Here is a 16381-nt window from a genome sequence, read left to right on the forward strand (position 1 = left end):
TAGAAGGGGGAGACGTATGAAAAAAATAGTCTTTACAGGTGGCGGTTCGGCAGGGCATGTAACACCTAATTTAGCCATCATTCCACATTTACAAGAACAAAATTGGGATATTTCTTATATTGGTTCTCATCAAGGAATTGAGAAAACGATTATAGAAAAGGAAGGCATTCCGTACTATAGTATTGCAAGCGGAAAGCTACGTCGTTATTTTGATTTAAAAAATATAAAAGATCCTTTTCTTGTAATGAAGGGTGTTATGGATGCGTATGTAAGGATTCGAAAACTAAAACCGGATGTGATTTTTTCAAAAGGTGGTTTCGTATCTGTACCAGTCGTAATTGGAGGATGGCTAAATAGAGTCCCTGTTTTATTACATGAATCTGATATGACGCCAGGACTAGCAAACAAAATTGCGCTCCGTTTTGCTTCGAAAATATTTGTTACATTTGAAGAAGCTGCGAAACATTTACCGAAAGAAAAAGTAATCTATACAGGATCTCCTGTACGTGAAGACGTGCTAAAGGGAAATCGTGAAAAAGGTTTAGCGTTTTTAGGTTTTTCACGTAAAAAGCCAGTTATTACAATTATGGGAGGAAGTTTGGGCGCAAAGAAAATTAATGAAACTGTTCGAGAAGCGTTACCAGAACTTCTGAAAAAGTATCAAATTGTTCATCTTTGCGGAAAAGGTAATCTTGATGAAAGCTTACAAAATCAAGAAGGATATAGACAATTTGAATATATACATGGAGAGCTGCCAGACATATTAGCGATAACAGATTTTGTTATTTCACGTGCGGGCTCTAATGCTATTTTTGAGTTTTTAACATTGCAAAAGCCGATGGTTTTAATTCCACTATCGAAATTTGCAAGTCGTGGAGATCAAATACTAAATGCAGAGTCTTTTGAAAGACAAGGATATGCTTCCGTATTGTATGAAGAAGATGTGACTGTGAAATCTCTTATAAAGCATGTCGAAGAATTAAATCAAAATAATGAGATGTATAAAACAGCTCTAAAAAAATATAATGGAAAAGAAGCAATTCAAACAATCATTCAACATATTTCAGAGGCATGATGAAACAATCATGTCTTTTTTTATAGGTTGAAAGATTCCAAGGATTGATATTTTTATGTTACAATAAAGTGAAACTTTAATCAGTGGGGGGTGTTCATCCCCCACTGATTATTAGCCTTCACCAATCGGGCTTTTACGGGCAGTTAATCCCCCACCTAACTTCTTTATTTTCGCTAGATTTTGAGGTAGGGGGGGGTACTGCCCGTTAATGCGGGGTAACAAATGGATTAGTAGGGAAATTCCAATTAATGAAGCGTGAAAATACGAATGGATTAGGAGTGACTGTGTTGGAGCTAAGTCTCTATGAAAATACTGCACTTATTATATGCTTTGTGTTGTACGTTGGTAGTGTTATTGTTTATATTTCAAGGAAATTTTCGCAAGAAAGAGAGCTTGAAAAATCAGAAATAACAGCTGAACTAGAAATGTTAGCTGATGAAAGTTATAAAAAGAAGAAAATAAAAGAAGAGCATGAAGAATCCCATCATTTAAACGCAAATAAGTTTTAAAGATGGGGATTTTTTTTGAAGTCATTCTTTATTATGTGTATAGCAAGTAACGCTAAAAGGAGTTTCCCGTACATAATGAAGGAGTGTATATAAATGAATTTTTATGTCGCCTCAGGATTCCAAAATAAACATCTTGTACGTTCTATAGCAAATGAACTGAAACATGCAGGATGGCACCATACATATGATTGGACAAGAAACGAAAGAGCAGTGAATAAAGATCAATTAAGAGAAATTGGTCAGGCAGAAAAGAATGCGATTAAAGAAGCGGACGTATTTTTACTTATATTAGATGGCGGAAACGGGAGCCATACAGAGTTTGGAATGGCGATTGCGCTAGAGAAAAAGATATATGTATATCATGAAGGAAACCCGCTTCAAACAACGTTCTATCATTTGCCAGAAATAAATATTTTTGAAGGAGATGTAGCTGAGTTTGCATCTCATGTGATGAATCATGTGAAATAATAGTAACTGCTTAAAAGGTTATAAAAGTGATCTTTTGGGTACAGTGATGATAAGAAAAGTGTATAAAGGAGTTATATAATATGAAATTAGAAAATGGATGGGAAACGAGCTTTTTAGAAGTCGTACAAAATAGTGAATTTAAGAAAGATGCACTTCTTAGTCAATTGCTTTGTGAGGATAGTGAAGAGGTAGAAGAGCTTGTTGATGATTACGGATATGAAGAGATTATTGAACGCGAACATGATGATGAATTAGCAGAAGTTTTAGGTGAAGAACTTTTCGATGAGATGGAACGAAACGTATTCTTATCTTCACAGCCAGAAAAAAAACTTATTTCATTCGTAAATGGATTAGGTTTTCATGTGTTAGATTGGATCGTTCTTCTTGAAACAGAATTTGGCATTGATAGTGCAAACTTTACGTCGGACGCAGTGAAAACGTTAGAAAAGCGTTTTAGACAGTTTCCACACATAGAGGATAAGACAATTTTTGATATGACATTTGGAGAAGCAATGGATGTATTACAATCCATTACAGGATTACAACTGAAGGAAAAGATGAACGTATAATGTAAAAAAAGAACGTGATATCCTCACGTTCTTTTTTTACATTATAATAATTTTGTCATCTAGTTTTGTTTGTCCGCTAAGAAGTGCGTTTAAATATTCTACTTTTCTTATACAGGCCTGTATATGTCTTTCAACCTCTTGTAACTCTGCTTGGTGATGTGTTTCAATCGGATGAATTTGTACGTTGAATTTCTCAAATTGACTACTATATGTTATTTCTGCATAGCCGCTCATAATATCCATGTCGTTATGAAATAAAAATTGCTTCGTTTTGTCACAGAATGATACATCCTGAAAGCCATATACTTTTAATGCTTCAATTACTTTTTTAATCATTTTTGTATTCATTTTTTAACCCTCTTTACGAAGTTCTACTTATATAGTATAACATAAAAAATTACATAGAAAGCGCTTCCAAGTGTATTTTATTATAAACTTTACGTTTCAATCACAAAAATGAAACAAAGAAAAAATAATTGTAAAGAAGGGAGGACTCTTTTATTGTTTCGTCATATATATAGAGAAATAGTGCAAGGAAAGGAAATTTTCCGAATTTGAGTTCGTATTTCAAATTTAAGCGCAATAAAAGAGGTGAGAGTCTTGAACTTTGATATTGTAGGACAAAAAGCATATATAAAAGATGGACCGCATCGGAACCGAATTGGAATTGTAAAGAAATGCGAGACAAAATTAGAATCGCAGTTTGCCATTGTGATTGGAGAACAAATCATTGATGTAGAGCTAAAGGATATCGTGTTAGTGGGAGTAGACGTAGGACAATTTCATACATGGTGCGAACAAAATGGTTATTTGTGAGAAGGACGGGCTGTGAGATAATGAAATATATTTGAGAAAAGAGAATATGTTAGTGTATTCTCTTTTTCTATGTGTAAGGAGACAGAAATGAAGTATAAAGCTCGTTTTTTGTAAAACCTTACAAAAATGTAATTTTTATAAAAAAACGAAAGGATATATAATTTATTTATAATTATCTATTCTAATATACAGGTGGTGTTTTACCATGATTGAAGTAATGGGTAGAGCTTTATACATAGTTTTTGAAACAATATGTTATGCCTTATGTATAAAAGATAAAGAGGAAGATGGAAAGAACTAAAAAAGGACGCTAACAGTTTTGTTAGCGCCCTTTTTATTATGAAGCTATTTCGCCAGTCTTTGTATCATCTTGATTGTACGTATCTTGATCTAATTCACCAAGCCATTTACTAGAAATAAGACCTGCTGTCATAGAACCACTTACGTTAAGAGCTGTACGACCCATATCGATTAATGGTTCAACTGAGATAACAAGAGCGACAATACCGATTGGTAAGTTCATTGTAGATAGTACGATTAACGCTGCAAATGTTGCACCGCCACCAACACCGGCAACACCGAATGAGCTAATAGCAACGACAGCGATTAAAGTTAAAATAAATTGTGGCTGTAATGGATCGATTCCTACAGTTGGAGCGACCATCATTGCAAGCATTGCTGGATAAATACCTGCGCAACCGTTTTGCCCGATAGATACTCCAAATGATGCTGCGAAGTTGGCAATTCCTTCGGAAATACCAAGTTTTTCTTTTTGCGCTTCAATATTTAATGGCATTGCACCAGCACTAGAGCGAGATGTGAATGCAAATGTTAATACAGGGAATACCTTTTTTAAATATTGAATTGGATTTAAACCAGATAGAGCAATTAATAATAAGTGGATAACGAACATTACGATAAGTGCTACGTAAGACGCTAACACGAAGTTACCAAGTTTTAAAATAGCATTTATATCGCTACCAGCAACTGTTTTTGCCATAAGAGCTAATACGCCGTATGGAGTAAGACGTAAAATTAATGTTACCATACGCATTACGATTGCATATACAGCATCAAGCATTTTCTTAAATAGCTCTGCTTGTTCTGGATATTTTCGTTTTACACCTATAAAGGCGATACCGATAAAGGCTGCAAATATTACAACAGAAATTGTTGATGTTGGACGAGCGCCTGTCAAATCAAGAAACGGATTTGTAGGCAATAGCTCTAATAATTTATCTGGAATTGTTGTCTTTTCAATAGAAGTAAATCTTTCTTCAACTAGCTTCAGACGAGCAGATTCTGCATCACCTTGTTGCAGGCCTGTTGCTGATACATCAAATCCTGCACTTGCAGCGATACCGACAGCAGCAGCGATTCCTGTAGTAAGAATTAAAATTCCGATAATAAGACCACTAATTTTACCAAGGTTTTTCGTTAACTGTAATTTTGTAAATGCTGAAATAATAGATACTAAAATAAGTGGCATAACGATCATTTGAAGTAATTTCACATAACCGTTACCGATTAAGCTAAACCAAGTATTTGATTCAATAATTACTTTAGAAGTTGGCTCATAAATAAATTGTAATATAAGACCGAATATAATTCCGACTCCTAAAGCGGTAAATACACGTTTATTAAAAGATACATGCTTACGTTGCATATAATATAATACGCCAACTAAGATGAGCATGACCGCAACGTTAATTCCGACAAGCAGTGTATTCATGTTGATTCCCCCTAATTCCAATCTGTTATATAGAATATAAGGTAATAAAACCTATAAGTCAACTAGGAAATTGCGGAATTAAAAAAAAGATGGCAAAATGCCATCTTTTAATGCCCAGCCCCAGGGACAAGTAAAAACGTCGTGTAGTATGTAAATCCTATGAAGAAAACAGTTAAATATGCCCCAAATACGTATATATACATACGCTCTGTTAAATTTAAATAGCTTAAAAGTACGAAGAATCCTGTTTGTCCTAAAAATAGTAGTGCGGTCGAATGCATATCCCCTACGTAAAACATAACCGAGAAAATTCCAGTCCAAAAGCCGAGAACGCGAAACATGCGCTCCATGCCATCTCCCTCCTTTTCTAAAAAAAGTAAACCTCACTTCATTATAGTTTATTTTTCTTACTATTGTAAATATTCGTTCATATAAAAAGAAGCCAATTATAATTAGCTTCTTTTTATATAAGAAATTAAATTGTTAGTTTATAATTACAAGATTTACATCCATCAAGTAGACTATCGTTTCGTGTTAATTCCGTGTTAGGGAATAGGATTTCAAAAATCCCTTTCATCATATCTCCGTGCATATTACAAATTTCAGTTGGGTGATGAACAGCAACTTCTTTAAATGGACAATTGTGTACATCATAGAAAATTTTCGTTCCATCTGCACTTAATTCAAATGCAGGTGATAAACCAGCTGTTGAGAAAGCTTCTTTTGCAATTTGAACTTTTTGCTCGACTGTTAAAGCATCTTCACTCACATTTAAACGCAGCATATGTTGTTGCATTAATTCGGCTCCGAATTGTTTTCCAGTTTCGTATAGCGCTTTTTCACCAGCAGCGCCAAGGCTAAGTAAAGAATTAAATGCGATTCTTGCTAACAATTGATAATCACGGAATGGAAATTGTAATTGAATCACATCATCAGATAATACATATAATCTGCTTGGTCGTCCGCCTTTTCCAGTTTTCTTCGTTTCCGATTTCAGCATATGAACATCTTCTAATTTAGATAAATGTAAACGCGCTACGTTTGGATGAATGTCAAACTCATCTGCAATTTCTTGTACTGTTACGTAACTATGTTTTTGAGAAATATATTTATAAATGTAATAACGAGTTGGGTCAGATAATACACCTGTAATTTTTAAAGCTTGTTCCATGAGGATCTCCACCTTTATCACTTTATCCAAGATAATAACATTATAATACAGATAAACTTCCATATAGGTAATTTCAGACAATAATTCGGAAATTGTTCATAATTTCACAAACATATTTTTCCTTTTCACTCTAGTGAAAATAGAAAAATGCCGATTTTTCTTATGGATTTTTTCATGCTATATACATAGTAGGGAGGGAAAAATGATGAATGGAATTGAAAGTTTTGCGAATAGGATTTTGAAAGAGGCGTGTAGGGTACAAGCTTCGGATTTACATATTGTGCCTCGGAAGAAGGATGTAGTGGTTCAACTGCGTATAGGAAAAGATTTAATGATGAAACACTGTATCGAAAAGGAATTTGGAGAAAAACTTGTTTCACATTTTAAATTTTTAGCATCCATGGATATAGGAGAGAGGCGGAAGCCACAAAATGGTTCACTGTATTTACAAATGGATGGACAAGAAGTGTATTTACGCCTTTCCACACTTCCAACCGTATATCAAGAAAGTCTTGTTATTCGTCTTCATTTACAAGCATCTATTCAGCCGTTATCTCATCTTTCGTTATTTCCAAGTACAGCGAAAAAACTACTCTCTTTTTTACATTATTCCCATGGGTTACTCGTATTTACTGGACCGACAGGTTCTGGAAAGACAACAACAATGTATGCATTATTAGAGGTAATTAGAAAAAAGAAAACACGTCGCATCGTTACACTAGAGGACCCAGTTGAAAAAAGAAATGACGATGTATTACAAATTCAAATAAATGAAAAAGCAGGTATCACATATGAGGCGGGATTAAAGGCTATTTTACGTCATGATCCAGATATTATTTTAGTCGGTGAAATTCGTGATGAAGAAACAGCGAAAATCGCTATAAGAGCAAGTTTGACTGGACATTTAGTAATGACGACACTGCATACGAATGATGCGAAAGGGACGATACTCCGGTTCATGGATTTTGGCATAACGAGGCAAGAGATTGAACAATCGTTATTGGCTATAGCTGCACAGCGACTTGTCGAATTGAAGTGTCCGTTTTGCAAAAGAAAGTGCTCAACTTTATGCAAATCAATGAGGCAAGTAAGGCAAGCGAGCATTTATGAATTGTTATATGGATATGAGCTAAAACAAGCGATTAAAGAAGCAAACGGGGAATGTGTCACATACAAGCACGAAACATTAGAATCTTCGATACGAAAAGGATACGCTTTAGGATTTTTAGAAGAGGATGTGTATGTTTAAGAAAATATGGAGTTTAAGTGATCAAGTAATATTGCTGAAAAGATTAGGAGAACTATTAGAAAAAGGCTACTCCCTTTTGCAGGCATTAGAATTTTTACGGTTTCAATTACCTTTAGAAAAGAAAGTACAATTGCAGAGCATGATTGATGGATTAAAAGATGGAAAAAGTCTACACGATTCTTTTCATCAATTAATGTTCCATCAGGAGATGTTAAGCTATTTATTTTATGCCGAGCAACATGGTGATATTTCTTTTGCGTTGCAACAAGGGAGTGCACTTCTTTATAAAAAGGATAAGTATAGGAAAGATATGATGAAAATAATGCAGTATCCTATGTTTTTGGCGTTCTTTTTAATAATCATGATTTTTGTTTTTAACCGTATTTTATTACCGCAGGTTGACATGGTATATAGTTCATTCGGTTCTACAGCACCGTTATTTACAGAACAAATATTAAGTGTAATTAAGCTACTACCCTATCTTGTTTTTAGCACTATTTTTATTGTTATGATTGGCTCTAGTGTGTATATATTTTACTTTCAGAAACTCCCGCATATGAAGCAGGTAAAAATTAAGCTGCGTATTCCCCTCGTAAAAACATTCCTTATTTTAAAGCATTCGCATTATTTCGCCATGCAATTGAGCGGCTTATTACACGGAGGATTATCAGTACTTGAGGCTCTAACAATAATGATGGAGCAAAAATATCATCCATTCTTTCAGCATGAAGCGGGCCGAATTAAACACCAATTAATTGCGGGAGAACCGTTGCAATCTATTATTGCTAAAAGTGGATATTACGAGGAGGAACTTTCTTATATTATTACGCATGGACAAGCAAACGGTAATTTGGCAATTGAATTAGGTGACTATAGCGATCTTATTGTGGAAAAGATGGAACAAAAAATTAAGCGTATGTTAGTGATCATTCAACCAATTTTATTTACGTGTATTGGAGGAATAGTCGTTCTTATGTATTTAGCGATGATTATGCCAATGTTTCAAATGATGAATTCTATTTAGGAGGTGTTTACATGCAGCATGAGGAGGGATTTACCCTTTTGGAAATGTTATTAGTTATGGTCGTCATAACTGTATTATTACTATTAATTATTCCGAATGTAGTTACACAGCGCTCATCCGTCGAAGGAACAGGATGTAAAGCCTATGTGAAATCTATAGAAGCTCAAATACAGGTATACCAATTACAACATAATAAAATCCCCTCGCTAAAAGAGTTAAGGGATGGAAAATATATTACAGCTGATGAGTGTCCGAATGGTGAATCCATTCATATTTCAAATGATGGCACAGTAACAACTGGGAAACTGTGAAACAAAAAGGTTTTACTCTTTTAGAAATGCTACTCGTTCTATTTGCGATTTCTGTACTAAGTATGATCACGTATTTTAACGTACATTCATTACATGAAAAACAAAAAGTCGAACAATTTTTAAGACAGTTTTCAAATGATATTTTGTATATGCAACAATTAGCGATAAATCGTCAAAAACACTATACATTACGATGGCATAAAGATAGACATACGTATTATATTGGGGAGCTAAGTACGAATCTTACTATCATTAAAAGAGAATACGATAGCGATATACAAATTGATTTGAATACTTTTCCAAATCCGATGACATATAATCCGAGTGGAAATATTAATAGAGGTGGCACGATTTTACTTTCGTATCGTAGTTATAGATATGAGATTGTATTTCAGCTTGGAAGAGGGAGATTTACCTATCGTGAAATGTCAAAAAGGGTCAGTGATGGCTGAGATGCTCGTAGCATTAAGTATAGTAATGATGGCAGTATCTTTACTACTTCCGCAAACAGTATTGATTATGCAAGAACGAAAAAACATACAGATTCGTTATAAAGCATTTGTATTATTAAAAAGGGAAGCAGCTTTATATATGTATGAAAATGGGACGAAACAACCGCAAGAAAAAGTCGTAAACGGAAATGTATATTACACATATTGGGGAGGAAATGAAGTTTGTGCTATGTGGAAAGATGTGAAAGGAAGAATGATGGAACAATGCTTTTATGCAGGAGAAAAAATAAATTAGAAGTTGGTTTTACATTACTAGAAATGATCGTATGTTTTTTTCTGTTATCACTGTTCTTTTTACTCTTGCCACGTTTAAATTTTATTGGAATAGAAAACAACCAATCAAAAGGATTAAATAATTGGGAATGGGATGTATTTTTAGGGCAAGTACAGTTAGAGTTTCGTGAAGTATCTTTTGTAGAAAAAGTAGTCCCTGAAAATAAAGATAGTCTTTTGCGCTTCCGTCTTCGCACTGGGGATGAAGTGACGTATGAAAAGTTGAATAATCATCTGATAAGAAAAGTGAATATGCGCGGAAGAGAAGTTATATTACAAAATGTTGAAATGGTTTCGTATGAAGTAACACCTCATTTGCTCTTCATAAATATGAAAGATATGAGTGGGAAAATATATGAAGGTGTAGCGGTCAGGTATAGTGAAATGGAAATAAATAAATGAGAAAACAAGATGGATTTACAATGCCAGGAACAATCATTTTTCTTGTATTATTAACTTCGTTCTTTGTATACGAAACGAATATGCTGCTTATAGATAAAAAATTTTATATTGAAATAGAGCAAAAGTTTGTACTGGAGGAACTACTAAATCGATCTATTACAAATATAAAACAGGATTTACAGCAAAAAGAAAAGGAAGATACATTTTTCTTTCAATATGAAAAGGGCGAAGCAAGTGGAAATTACGTCTTTGAAAACGATGATATTCTCGTTTCGTTGCAGTGCAAAATAAAGCAGGAGGTTTTTTATAAGGTGAGTTTTCGGTATAGAAAAAAGGATGAAAAAATATTCGATTGGATAGAAGGATAGTATTTTGAATGTGTGAACAAAAACCATAATGTCTCATTTTAAAACAGTTGAAAGTTTAAATTTTCTCAAAAAAGAGAAAGGTAGAAAGAATATGATATATTCAAGCTATCCAAACATATTTTTTTAGGGAGAATAGGGAAATGACAAATAACAATCAAATAGGTGAAAATAAGGAACAAACTATTTTTGATCATAAAGGAAATGCAATTATGACGGAGGATAGGGAAATACACATTATTTCAAAGTTCGAAGAACCTCTTATTGTCGTGTTAGGAAATGTATTAAGCGATGAAGAATGTGATGAATTGATTGAATTGTCTAAAAGTAAGTTAGCACGTTCAAAAGTTGGTTCATCACGTGATGTAAATGATATTCGAACGAGTAAGGGTGCATTTTTAGACAATAATGAACTTACTGCGAAGATTGAAAAACGAATTTCATCTATCATGAATGTTCCTGCGTCGCATGGAGAAGGATTACACATTTTAAATTATGAAGTGGATCAACAATATAAAGCGCATTATGATTATTTTGCAGAGCATAGTAGATCAGCTGCTAATAATCGTATTAGTACGCTTGTTATGTACTTAAATGATGTAGAAGAGGGCGGAGAAACGTTCTTCCCGAAATTAAATCTTTCTGTGCACCCTAGAAAGGGAATGGCAGTATACTTTGAGTATTTTTATCAAGACCAATCATTAAATGAGCTTACGTTACATGGAGGGGCACCTGTAACGAAAGGTGAGAAATGGATTGCAACGCAGTGGGTGAGAAGAGGCGCTTATAAGTAAAAGCGTGTATGAAACGTTTTGTTCTTCATTTTATAAGGAGAACAAAACGTTTTTTTATTAAATAATGAAATCATTCGTTATAATAACAAATAATAACGAATGATTGAGAGGAAAGAATATGAAATCTATATACATAACCGGTTATATGGGAGCTGGGAAAACAACAATTGGAAAAGCGTTAAGTAAAGAACTTCATATGGATGTTGTAGATACCGATAAAAAAATTGAAGAGAAGCAGGGGAAGGTAATTCGTGCTATTTTTGCCGAAGAAGGCGAAATGGCTTTTCGGGAATATGAAAGTGAAATGTTACGTTCACTACCGAGTTGTAATGTAATTATTACAACTGGCGGTGGAATCATTGAACGAGAGGAAAACCGAAAGTGGATGAAGGAAAATGGAACTGTCGTGTATTTATATTGTGATCCACATGTAATTGCAGAAAGACTTCGTGAAGATACGACACGTCCACTATTTCAGAAGAAAGATATAGAGGCGTTTGTGGCAAAATTTGAATCGCGCCGAGCTTACTATGAAGAGGCTCATATTCATATTGATACGACGAATAAGTCTGTAAAGCAAATTATGAATGAATTAAAAGAAAAGATTAATGCATAAAAAAGTGGACATACTAATCAAGTAGAGGTGATGATAATATGTCTACTAATGATTATGTTCGCTTTGTAACGCAACAGTTTGTGTCGTATATGGATGCTCCAAAAGAAGATCGTAAACAAAAGAAAGAACAACGCCGTGCTGAAAAAGAGCCATTTATGAATAAGTGGTTTGGTGTTATGCCGCTAAGTGCTGCTTTGTTTTATCGAAACGTGAAAGATAAAAGAAAAAAATCAAGTTAACGATTTCGTAATATGTGCAGCAAAATAAAAATCCCCTAGTAGTATGATGCTACTAGGGGATTTTCATTTACTGTACGGATTCTTTTTCTTCTGTAACGGCATGTATTTTGTTGTTTACCCAAACAAATCCAATTCCGATACAAATGGAAATGCCCCATCCAACAGCGGTCATAATCGCTCTCATTTCACCATAGCCATCTACACCGAAAACAGAGATGAAATAAATTTTTAAGAAGCTTTTTAATATAAATTGTAGCCCGAAAAATAGCGTTAAATATTGTAGTGCTGGATAGATACGACTATCACGATACAGTTCACGACTTTTATCACGGTCATGGCCTTGTAGTGCTGCAATATCTGCTGCGAAATATAACATAAGTGGTTTTTTTATAAAAATGGTACATATAACGATAATACCTAGTACGATGTGATAATACGCATCGTTCCATAACATGCGTTCAGCTGATCCGGATAATAGGTCTACCGTTGTATTAGAAATGAGTGTAATTAAAATAAAGAACCCTGTTACGTTAAACTGTTTTTCTTTTTTAAAGGTATACAGTGTATAAATAATCCCCGGAACAGAGGAAAGTAACATCGCGTAATAAGGATCGATATAAGGTTTTGCAAATTTCCAAATGAGGAATGGGATTACGAGATAAAAGACAAGATCTAATATAGCTTTTTTATTTTGATTCATATAGGGCCTCCTTAAGTCATACATATATTTTATAATATAATTTCTGAAAATTGTATAAGGTTTAATGGGAAAAGAAAAATATATCGTTTTTTGAGGGGTTAGTAGATTGAAAAAATTGCCCCTAGCGTAGTAAGTTTTTTTAGTATATAATAAAGGAAACGCTTTCATTTTTAGTTTGTTCACAAAATGGACGGAAAATCACATATTTACTATCGATATGTTGCTTTATAATGAAACTAATTAAATATACATGCATACAATATTGTGAAATAAATAACATAAATAATCTATATAAATGTAAACGTTATCAAAAGAGAGAGGTGGAGACAATGAGTAAATTTTTCTTCAATCATAATCCAGCAACGGTAGAGGATGGAAGGCTTGTTAAATATGCTGAAATTATTTATGGAGAAGGTGGCCGTTCTGTATTAGAAAATTTAATGGTGAAGGCATCTATCAGATTGCGTGATCGTTATCCGAATAAATCTGACGAGCAGATCTCGAACCTAGTAAATAAAGGCATCCATGATATGTTTCAAAAATATGTGAGCGAGTAAGAGTAGCCAATGGCTGCTCTTATTTTTTGGTATAAGGATTGTATTTCTAGCTGAAAATAAGGGTGTATTTTGAAAGACATAAGAAGGAGTGGAACAAATGAGTAATGGAATTGGCCGTTCAAAAGAAAACCTTCCAACTGATGCAAATCATGTGAGTGCAAAGGATCGTGCGCATCAAAAACGTATGGCAAAGCAAAAACAACAAGGGCGTAATAGCGATAGAGGATAATTCAAAAAAGCTCCTTCTAAAACAGAAGGGGCTTTTTAAGATAGAAAATGATTTGCGGTAACATAAAAAAGTCCGCCGTTAATAATTTGCACTGTAATGCGTGGCTCGTATTGTTCTTGCAGTGCTTGTTTTTCAATTTCATAGCTTTCGGGAAGTTCATCACTTTCTTCATAAAAACGATTTAAAAGGTCTAAATCGTGATTCCAGCGCACTCTTGCTTCTTTCGCCCACGTATGGTCATCTTCTGCAATTATATTCTTTAAAGCGTCCTCTATACGTTGTAAACCACTTTGCGGTTTAATAATAGGCGAGAGCGTAAAACAAAAGTCAGGTATTTTCGGTGTAAGTTTAATTTTAGCTAATGTTTCATGAAAGTTTGCAATCATTGTGCCAGAAATGAGATGAATCCCAATCGAGTGAAGGATGTCTTTTTTTCGATCACATTGATAGGAAACTTTAATATTTACACCGAGCCACGGATGGAGCGGTGTATGTGTTGCCCCGCTATGCCGTACTTCCTCATATAAACGTATGTAAGAGCCTAATTCTTTTGTTGTTTGGAAAATTTGATGAAGGCGTGGGGAACCGTAGTGAATAAGCTCACCATCGTTTTCTTCACTTTCTGGATTTGTAAGAAGAGTAAGGCGCATCGGATTCGGTACGCCTCCTGTTTTCTCAAGGTAGTGCCAATAAAAAGGGCGATTCATTAATAATTTATCCATCTCAATTGTTAACTGCACATCTAATAGATGAGGGGAATGCTTTAAAATTTCACAGTTATTCGCCTCGAAAAAATTGTATAAGTAATTATGAATTTCATGTTGCTGCATAGCCTTGCACCTCAGCTTCATTTCGTTTTGCGAAGTCGATAATAGATGTTAAGTTTTCCATCTTAATTCGGATTTCTCCTTCGCTTTTTGATTGCGCAAATATTTCTTGAATGTGCGCGTCGATGTTTTTCATATTAATTCTCGTTAAAATTTCATCAAGTTCACCGATAACACGCTCAAATAAATTGATTTTTTCATATAACAGTTTCAAAATATGTTCTTCAACAGTATGTTTTGTAGCTAAGTTATAAATATGAACATCATTCTTTTGACCAAGACGGTGAATACGTCCTATTCTTTGTTCAAGACGCATTGGATTCCATGGCAAATCATAATTAATCATATGGCTACAAAACTGTAAGTTAATCCCTTCACCACCAGCTTCAGTTGCAATTAATACTTGTGCGTGGTTTTGGAAAAGTTCCTTCATCCAATCTTTCTTTCCTCTTTTAAACCCGCCGCGGAATGGAACGGAAGAAATACCGTGTTGTTGTAAAAACCATTGTAAGTACATTTGTGACGCTCGATATTCTGTAAAGATGACGACTTTATCATCAATTTCTTTTATAAGCTCAAGAGCTTTAGTCGCTTTTGAATTGAAAGGAATATGATTAATTTTGTCCATTAGCACATCAATATGCGGGTCTTTTATGTAATGATCATTTTCTTTCTGCCTTTTTTCTACATGTTTTTTTAGTGAATAGTACACAGCTTCACGACTACTACACGCTTCCCGTTTTAAAGTTAACGATGAGAAAGCAGATGTGAAGGCGTCTTGTCCTCGCCAATTTTCAATCCCATTATACAAAGCTTGTTCCTCTTCATTAAACTCAACAAAAATTGTACGTACATGTCTCTTGGGCCAATCAATTCCGGTATTATGACGTCGATTTCGGACCATCACTTTGTTAATAAGAGCTTTTAAATCTTCATCAGATTCGGCTGAACGATTTTTTGAAGCGTAATATTCTTCAAAATTGGATTGATTGCCTAAATGTCCTGGCTTTAATAAAGAAACAAGGTTGAAAATTTCATCAATCTTATTTTGAACAGGGGTAGCAGTTAATAATAAACAAAATTTCTTTTTTAATCGCTGTGCAAATTCATAGTTTTTTGTTTTATTATTTTTAAGTTTATGTGCTTCATCGATAATAATAAGGTCATATTCTAAGTTCAAAACGATATCACGATGCGGTGAACGTTTTGCAGTATCAATTGAGGATACAATCACATCGGCTTGTTCCCATGAATAGCTTTTCTTTTGGGCTACAGCTGGAATGAAAAACTTTGTATTTAGTTCGTATGCCCATTGTGATACGAGAGAGGCAGGGACGAGTATAAGTACTTTTTTCACAAGGCCGCGGACCATATATTCTTTTAAAATAAGTCCAGCTTCAATAGTTTTCCCAAGTCCCACTTCATCTGCTAGTATCGCTTTGCCATTCATTTGTTCAATAACATTTTGAGCGACTTCTAATTGATGAGGAAGTGGTGTGAAATGAGATAAGTGCTTCGGTGCTTGTAATCCATCGAAAGTAGGAACAAGTAACGATTTTTCAGTTTTATAAGCTAAATGATATAAATCCCAGTTTGTCCAGGGACCATCTTCGTCAATTCTATTTAAAAAATTGTTTTGCCACGTTCGATCTACGGAAATATCGACATTCATTACGACTCTCCCACCTTTTATAAATTAAAGTAATTATTAAAAAAATCTTTATTATATAAACCTTGTAATAAGGCGCTATTACACATACTAAAAGTTAAAGAATTGGCAAAGATAAAGGGCTAAATTTTGAAAGTTGTATTTAATAAGATTAAGAATAAAAAATTCTAAATTATTTTTTATGCTAGAATATTGATGAAATATAGCGAATGATGTTAGGATAATGGTGTGAAATGTGTGGAATCTTTCGTATTTTATCCAAGAAAGTGATTTT

At 34.1% G+C, this 16381-nt stretch carries 25 protein-coding genes; 17 read left to right on the plus strand and 8 right to left on the minus strand.

Going from position 1 to position 16381, the window contains the following annotated elements; translation table 11 throughout:
• The first annotated feature begins 16 nt into the window (after positions 1-16).
• The 4 genes from murG (at position 17) to FS742_RS12335 (ending at position 2621) form a co-directional block, all read left to right on the plus strand.
• Entirely contained in the window at positions 17-1075 is a 1059-nt protein-coding gene (murG, locus tag FS742_RS12315) for an undecaprenyldiphospho-muramoylpentapeptide beta-N-acetylglucosaminyltransferase (RefSeq protein ID WP_144612607.1), read from the plus strand.
• A gap of 248 nt (positions 1076-1323) precedes the next feature.
• Complete coding sequence (locus FS742_RS12325; RefSeq protein WP_000817963.1) at positions 1324-1584, plus strand: DUF3966 domain-containing protein; 261 nt, start codon at positions 1324-1326, stop codon at positions 1582-1584.
• 93 nt (positions 1585-1677) lie between these two features.
• Positions 1678-2052 (plus strand): nucleoside 2-deoxyribosyltransferase, encoded by a 375-nt coding sequence (locus tag FS742_RS12330; protein ID WP_144612611.1) that lies wholly within the window; start codon positions 1678-1680, stop codon positions 2050-2052.
• An 80-nt stretch (positions 2053-2132) separates the two neighbouring features.
• Positions 2133-2621, plus strand: a complete 489-nt coding sequence (locus FS742_RS12335) for a hypothetical protein (protein WP_000764255.1) — start codon at positions 2133-2135, stop codon at positions 2619-2621.
• Positions 2622-2657: 36 nt separating this feature from the next.
• Here FS742_RS12335 and FS742_RS12340 read toward each other — a convergent pair whose 3' ends face one another.
• Entirely contained in the window at positions 2658-2969 is a 312-nt protein-coding gene (locus FS742_RS12340) for a hypothetical protein (RefSeq protein WP_001093234.1), read from the minus strand.
• Positions 2970-3221: 252 nt separating this feature from the next.
• Between FS742_RS12340 and FS742_RS12345 the strand changes: the two genes are divergently transcribed.
• Positions 3222-3437, plus strand: coding sequence for a DUF3912 family protein (locus FS742_RS12345; protein ID WP_144612613.1), 216 nt, complete (start codon positions 3222-3224; stop codon positions 3435-3437).
• 337 nt (positions 3438-3774) lie between these two features.
• On the opposite strand, the gene FS742_RS12350 is transcribed toward FS742_RS12345, so the two are convergent.
• The 3 genes from FS742_RS12350 to FS742_RS12360 all read right to left on the minus strand — a co-directional run bounded on the left by FS742_RS12350 (position 3775) and on the right by FS742_RS12360 (position 6340).
• Entirely contained in the window at positions 3775-5169 is a 1395-nt protein-coding gene (locus tag FS742_RS12350) for an L-cystine transporter (RefSeq protein WP_048562307.1), read from the minus strand.
• A gap of 107 nt (positions 5170-5276) precedes the next feature.
• Entirely contained in the window at positions 5277-5519 is a 243-nt protein-coding gene (locus FS742_RS12355) for a DUF2626 domain-containing protein (protein ID WP_000440714.1), read from the minus strand.
• A 125-nt stretch (positions 5520-5644) separates the two neighbouring features.
• Positions 5645-6340, minus strand: coding sequence for a helix-turn-helix transcriptional regulator (locus FS742_RS12360; protein ID WP_098088693.1), 696 nt, complete (start codon positions 6338-6340; stop codon positions 5645-5647).
• Between the two features lie 205 nt (positions 6341-6545).
• Between FS742_RS12360 and comGA the strand changes: the two genes are divergently transcribed.
• The 10 genes from comGA to FS742_RS12410 all read left to right on the plus strand — a co-directional run bounded on the left by comGA (position 6546) and on the right by FS742_RS12410 (position 12125).
• A complete protein-coding gene (gene comGA, locus FS742_RS12365) occupies positions 6546-7589 on the plus strand; it encodes a competence protein ComGA (protein WP_144612615.1) in 1044 nt (347 codons plus the stop codon).
• Positions 7582-8613 carry a competence type IV pilus assembly protein ComGB gene (comGB, locus tag FS742_RS12370; protein ID WP_144612617.1) on the plus strand — a complete coding sequence of 344 codons (1032 nt, stop codon included), beginning with the start codon at positions 7582-7584 and terminating at the stop codon, positions 8611-8613. Before comGA ends, comGB begins: the two co-directional genes overlap by 8 nt.
• Positions 8614-8624: 11 nt before the next feature.
• Positions 8625-8924, plus strand: coding sequence for a competence type IV pilus major pilin ComGC (gene comGC, locus FS742_RS12375; protein WP_144612619.1), 300 nt, complete (start codon positions 8625-8627; stop codon positions 8922-8924).
• Positions 8921-9376 carry a comG operon protein ComGD gene (gene comGD / locus FS742_RS12380; RefSeq protein ID WP_144612620.1) on the plus strand — a complete coding sequence of 152 codons (456 nt, stop codon included), beginning with the start codon at positions 8921-8923 and terminating at the stop codon, positions 9374-9376. Before comGC ends, comGD begins: the two co-directional genes overlap by 4 nt.
• The gene (gene comGE, locus FS742_RS12385) at positions 9369-9671 is read left to right on the plus strand and encodes a competence type IV pilus minor pilin ComGE (protein WP_144612622.1); all 303 of its coding nucleotides are present in this window, start codon (positions 9369-9371) and stop codon (positions 9669-9671) included. The genes comGD and comGE overlap by 8 nt, the downstream gene beginning before the upstream one ends.
• Positions 9641-10111 carry a competence type IV pilus minor pilin ComGF gene (comGF, locus tag FS742_RS12390; protein WP_144612624.1) on the plus strand — a complete coding sequence of 157 codons (471 nt, stop codon included), beginning with the start codon at positions 9641-9643 and terminating at the stop codon, positions 10109-10111. The genes comGE and comGF overlap by 31 nt, the downstream gene beginning before the upstream one ends.
• Positions 10108-10479, plus strand: a complete 372-nt coding sequence (comGG, locus tag FS742_RS12395; protein ID WP_144612626.1) for a competence type IV pilus minor pilin ComGG — start codon at positions 10108-10110, stop codon at positions 10477-10479. The genes comGF and comGG overlap by 4 nt, the downstream gene beginning before the upstream one ends.
• Positions 10480-10619: 140 nt before the next feature.
• Positions 10620-11270 (plus strand): 2OG-Fe(II) oxygenase, encoded by a 651-nt coding sequence (locus FS742_RS12400; protein ID WP_144612628.1) that lies wholly within the window; start codon positions 10620-10622, stop codon positions 11268-11270.
• Between the two features lie 118 nt (positions 11271-11388).
• Positions 11389-11886 carry a shikimate kinase AroK gene (aroK, locus tag FS742_RS12405; protein WP_144612630.1) on the plus strand — a complete coding sequence of 166 codons (498 nt, stop codon included), beginning with the start codon at positions 11389-11391 and terminating at the stop codon, positions 11884-11886.
• A 38-nt stretch (positions 11887-11924) separates the two neighbouring features.
• Positions 11925-12125: a YqzE family protein gene (locus FS742_RS12410; RefSeq protein ID WP_000106080.1), complete on the plus strand. Its 201-nt coding sequence runs from the start codon at positions 11925-11927 to the stop codon at positions 12123-12125.
• 67 nt (positions 12126-12192) lie between these two features.
• Here FS742_RS12410 and FS742_RS12415 read toward each other — a convergent pair whose 3' ends face one another.
• Positions 12193-12825, minus strand: coding sequence for a VC0807 family protein (locus FS742_RS12415; protein ID WP_001073110.1), 633 nt, complete (start codon positions 12823-12825; stop codon positions 12193-12195).
• Between the two features lie 139 nt (positions 12826-12964).
• Positions 12965-13081 carry a hypothetical protein gene (locus FS742_RS12420; RefSeq protein ID WP_003279814.1) on the minus strand — a complete coding sequence of 39 codons (117 nt, stop codon included), beginning with the start codon at positions 13079-13081 and terminating at the stop codon, positions 12965-12967.
• Between the two features lie 73 nt (positions 13082-13154).
• Between FS742_RS12420 and FS742_RS12425 the strand changes: the two genes are divergently transcribed.
• Positions 13155-13382 (plus strand): hypothetical protein, encoded by a 228-nt coding sequence (locus tag FS742_RS12425; RefSeq protein WP_000032702.1) that lies wholly within the window; start codon positions 13155-13157, stop codon positions 13380-13382.
• A 97-nt stretch (positions 13383-13479) separates the two neighbouring features.
• Positions 13480-13611, plus strand: coding sequence for a hypothetical protein (locus FS742_RS28030; RefSeq protein ID WP_260869656.1), 132 nt, complete (start codon positions 13480-13482; stop codon positions 13609-13611).
• 35 nt (positions 13612-13646) lie between these two features.
• On the opposite strand, the gene FS742_RS12430 is transcribed toward FS742_RS28030, so the two are convergent.
• Positions 13647-14441 (minus strand): YqhG family protein, encoded by a 795-nt coding sequence (locus FS742_RS12430; protein ID WP_048562315.1) that lies wholly within the window; start codon positions 14439-14441, stop codon positions 13647-13649.
• Positions 14428-16110, minus strand: coding sequence for a DEAD/DEAH box helicase (locus tag FS742_RS12435; RefSeq protein ID WP_144612632.1), 1683 nt, complete (start codon positions 16108-16110; stop codon positions 14428-14430). Before FS742_RS12435 ends, FS742_RS12430 begins: the two co-directional genes overlap by 14 nt.
• Between the last annotated feature and the right edge of the window lie 271 nt (positions 16111-16381).

Origin of the sequence: Bacillus cereus, assembly GCF_007678085.1 — a bacterium.
GTDB lineage: Bacteria > Bacillota > Bacilli > Bacillales > Bacillaceae_G > Bacillus_A > Bacillus_A cereus_BE.

Coding starts and splice junctions, on each gene's coding strand:
- murG (WP_144612607.1), top strand. CDS start 17: ATGAAAAAAATAGTCTTTACAGGTGGCGGTTCGGCAGGGCATGTAACA.
- FS742_RS12325 (WP_000817963.1), top strand. CDS start 1,324: ATGAAGCGTGAAAATACGAATGGATTAGGAGTGACTGTGTTGGAGCTA.
- FS742_RS12330 (WP_144612611.1), top strand. CDS start 1,678: ATGAATTTTTATGTCGCCTCAGGATTCCAAAATAAACATCTTGTACGT.
- FS742_RS12335 (WP_000764255.1), top strand. CDS start 2,133: ATGAAATTAGAAAATGGATGGGAAACGAGCTTTTTAGAAGTCGTACAA.
- FS742_RS12340 (WP_001093234.1), bottom strand. CDS start 2,969: ATGAATACAAAAATGATTAAAAAAGTAATTGAAGCATTAAAAGTATAT.
- FS742_RS12350 (WP_048562307.1), bottom strand. CDS start 5,169: ATGAATACACTGCTTGTCGGAATTAACGTTGCGGTCATGCTCATCTTA.
- FS742_RS12355 (WP_000440714.1), bottom strand. CDS start 5,519: ATGGAGCGCATGTTTCGCGTTCTCGGCTTTTGGACTGGAATTTTCTCG.
- FS742_RS12360 (WP_098088693.1), bottom strand. CDS start 6,340: ATGGAACAAGCTTTAAAAATTACAGGTGTATTATCTGACCCAACTCGT.
- comGA (WP_144612615.1), top strand. CDS start 6,546: ATGAATGGAATTGAAAGTTTTGCGAATAGGATTTTGAAAGAGGCGTGT.
- comGB (WP_144612617.1), top strand. CDS start 7,582: ATGTTTAAGAAAATATGGAGTTTAAGTGATCAAGTAATATTGCTGAAA.
- comGC (WP_144612619.1), top strand. CDS start 8,625: ATGCAGCATGAGGAGGGATTTACCCTTTTGGAAATGTTATTAGTTATG.
- comGE (WP_144612622.1), top strand. CDS start 9,369: ATGGCTGAGATGCTCGTAGCATTAAGTATAGTAATGATGGCAGTATCT.
- comGF (WP_144612624.1), top strand. CDS start 9,641: ATGCTTTTATGCAGGAGAAAAAATAAATTAGAAGTTGGTTTTACATTA.
- comGG (WP_144612626.1), top strand. CDS start 10,108: ATGAGAAAACAAGATGGATTTACAATGCCAGGAACAATCATTTTTCTT.
- FS742_RS12400 (WP_144612628.1), top strand. CDS start 10,620: ATGACAAATAACAATCAAATAGGTGAAAATAAGGAACAAACTATTTTT.
- aroK (WP_144612630.1), top strand. CDS start 11,389: ATGAAATCTATATACATAACCGGTTATATGGGAGCTGGGAAAACAACA.
- FS742_RS12410 (WP_000106080.1), top strand. CDS start 11,925: ATGTCTACTAATGATTATGTTCGCTTTGTAACGCAACAGTTTGTGTCG.
- FS742_RS12415 (WP_001073110.1), bottom strand. CDS start 12,825: ATGAATCAAAATAAAAAAGCTATATTAGATCTTGTCTTTTATCTCGTA.
- FS742_RS12420 (WP_003279814.1), bottom strand. CDS start 13,081: ATGCATGTATATTTAATTAGTTTCATTATAAAGCAACATATCGATAGT.
- FS742_RS12425 (WP_000032702.1), top strand. CDS start 13,155: ATGAGTAAATTTTTCTTCAATCATAATCCAGCAACGGTAGAGGATGGA.
- FS742_RS28030 (WP_260869656.1), top strand. CDS start 13,480: ATGAGTAATGGAATTGGCCGTTCAAAAGAAAACCTTCCAACTGATGCA.
- FS742_RS12430 (WP_048562315.1), bottom strand. CDS start 14,441: ATGCAGCAACATGAAATTCATAATTACTTATACAATTTTTTCGAGGCG.
- FS742_RS12435 (WP_144612632.1), bottom strand. CDS start 16,110: ATGAATGTCGATATTTCCGTAGATCGAACGTGGCAAAACAATTTTTTA.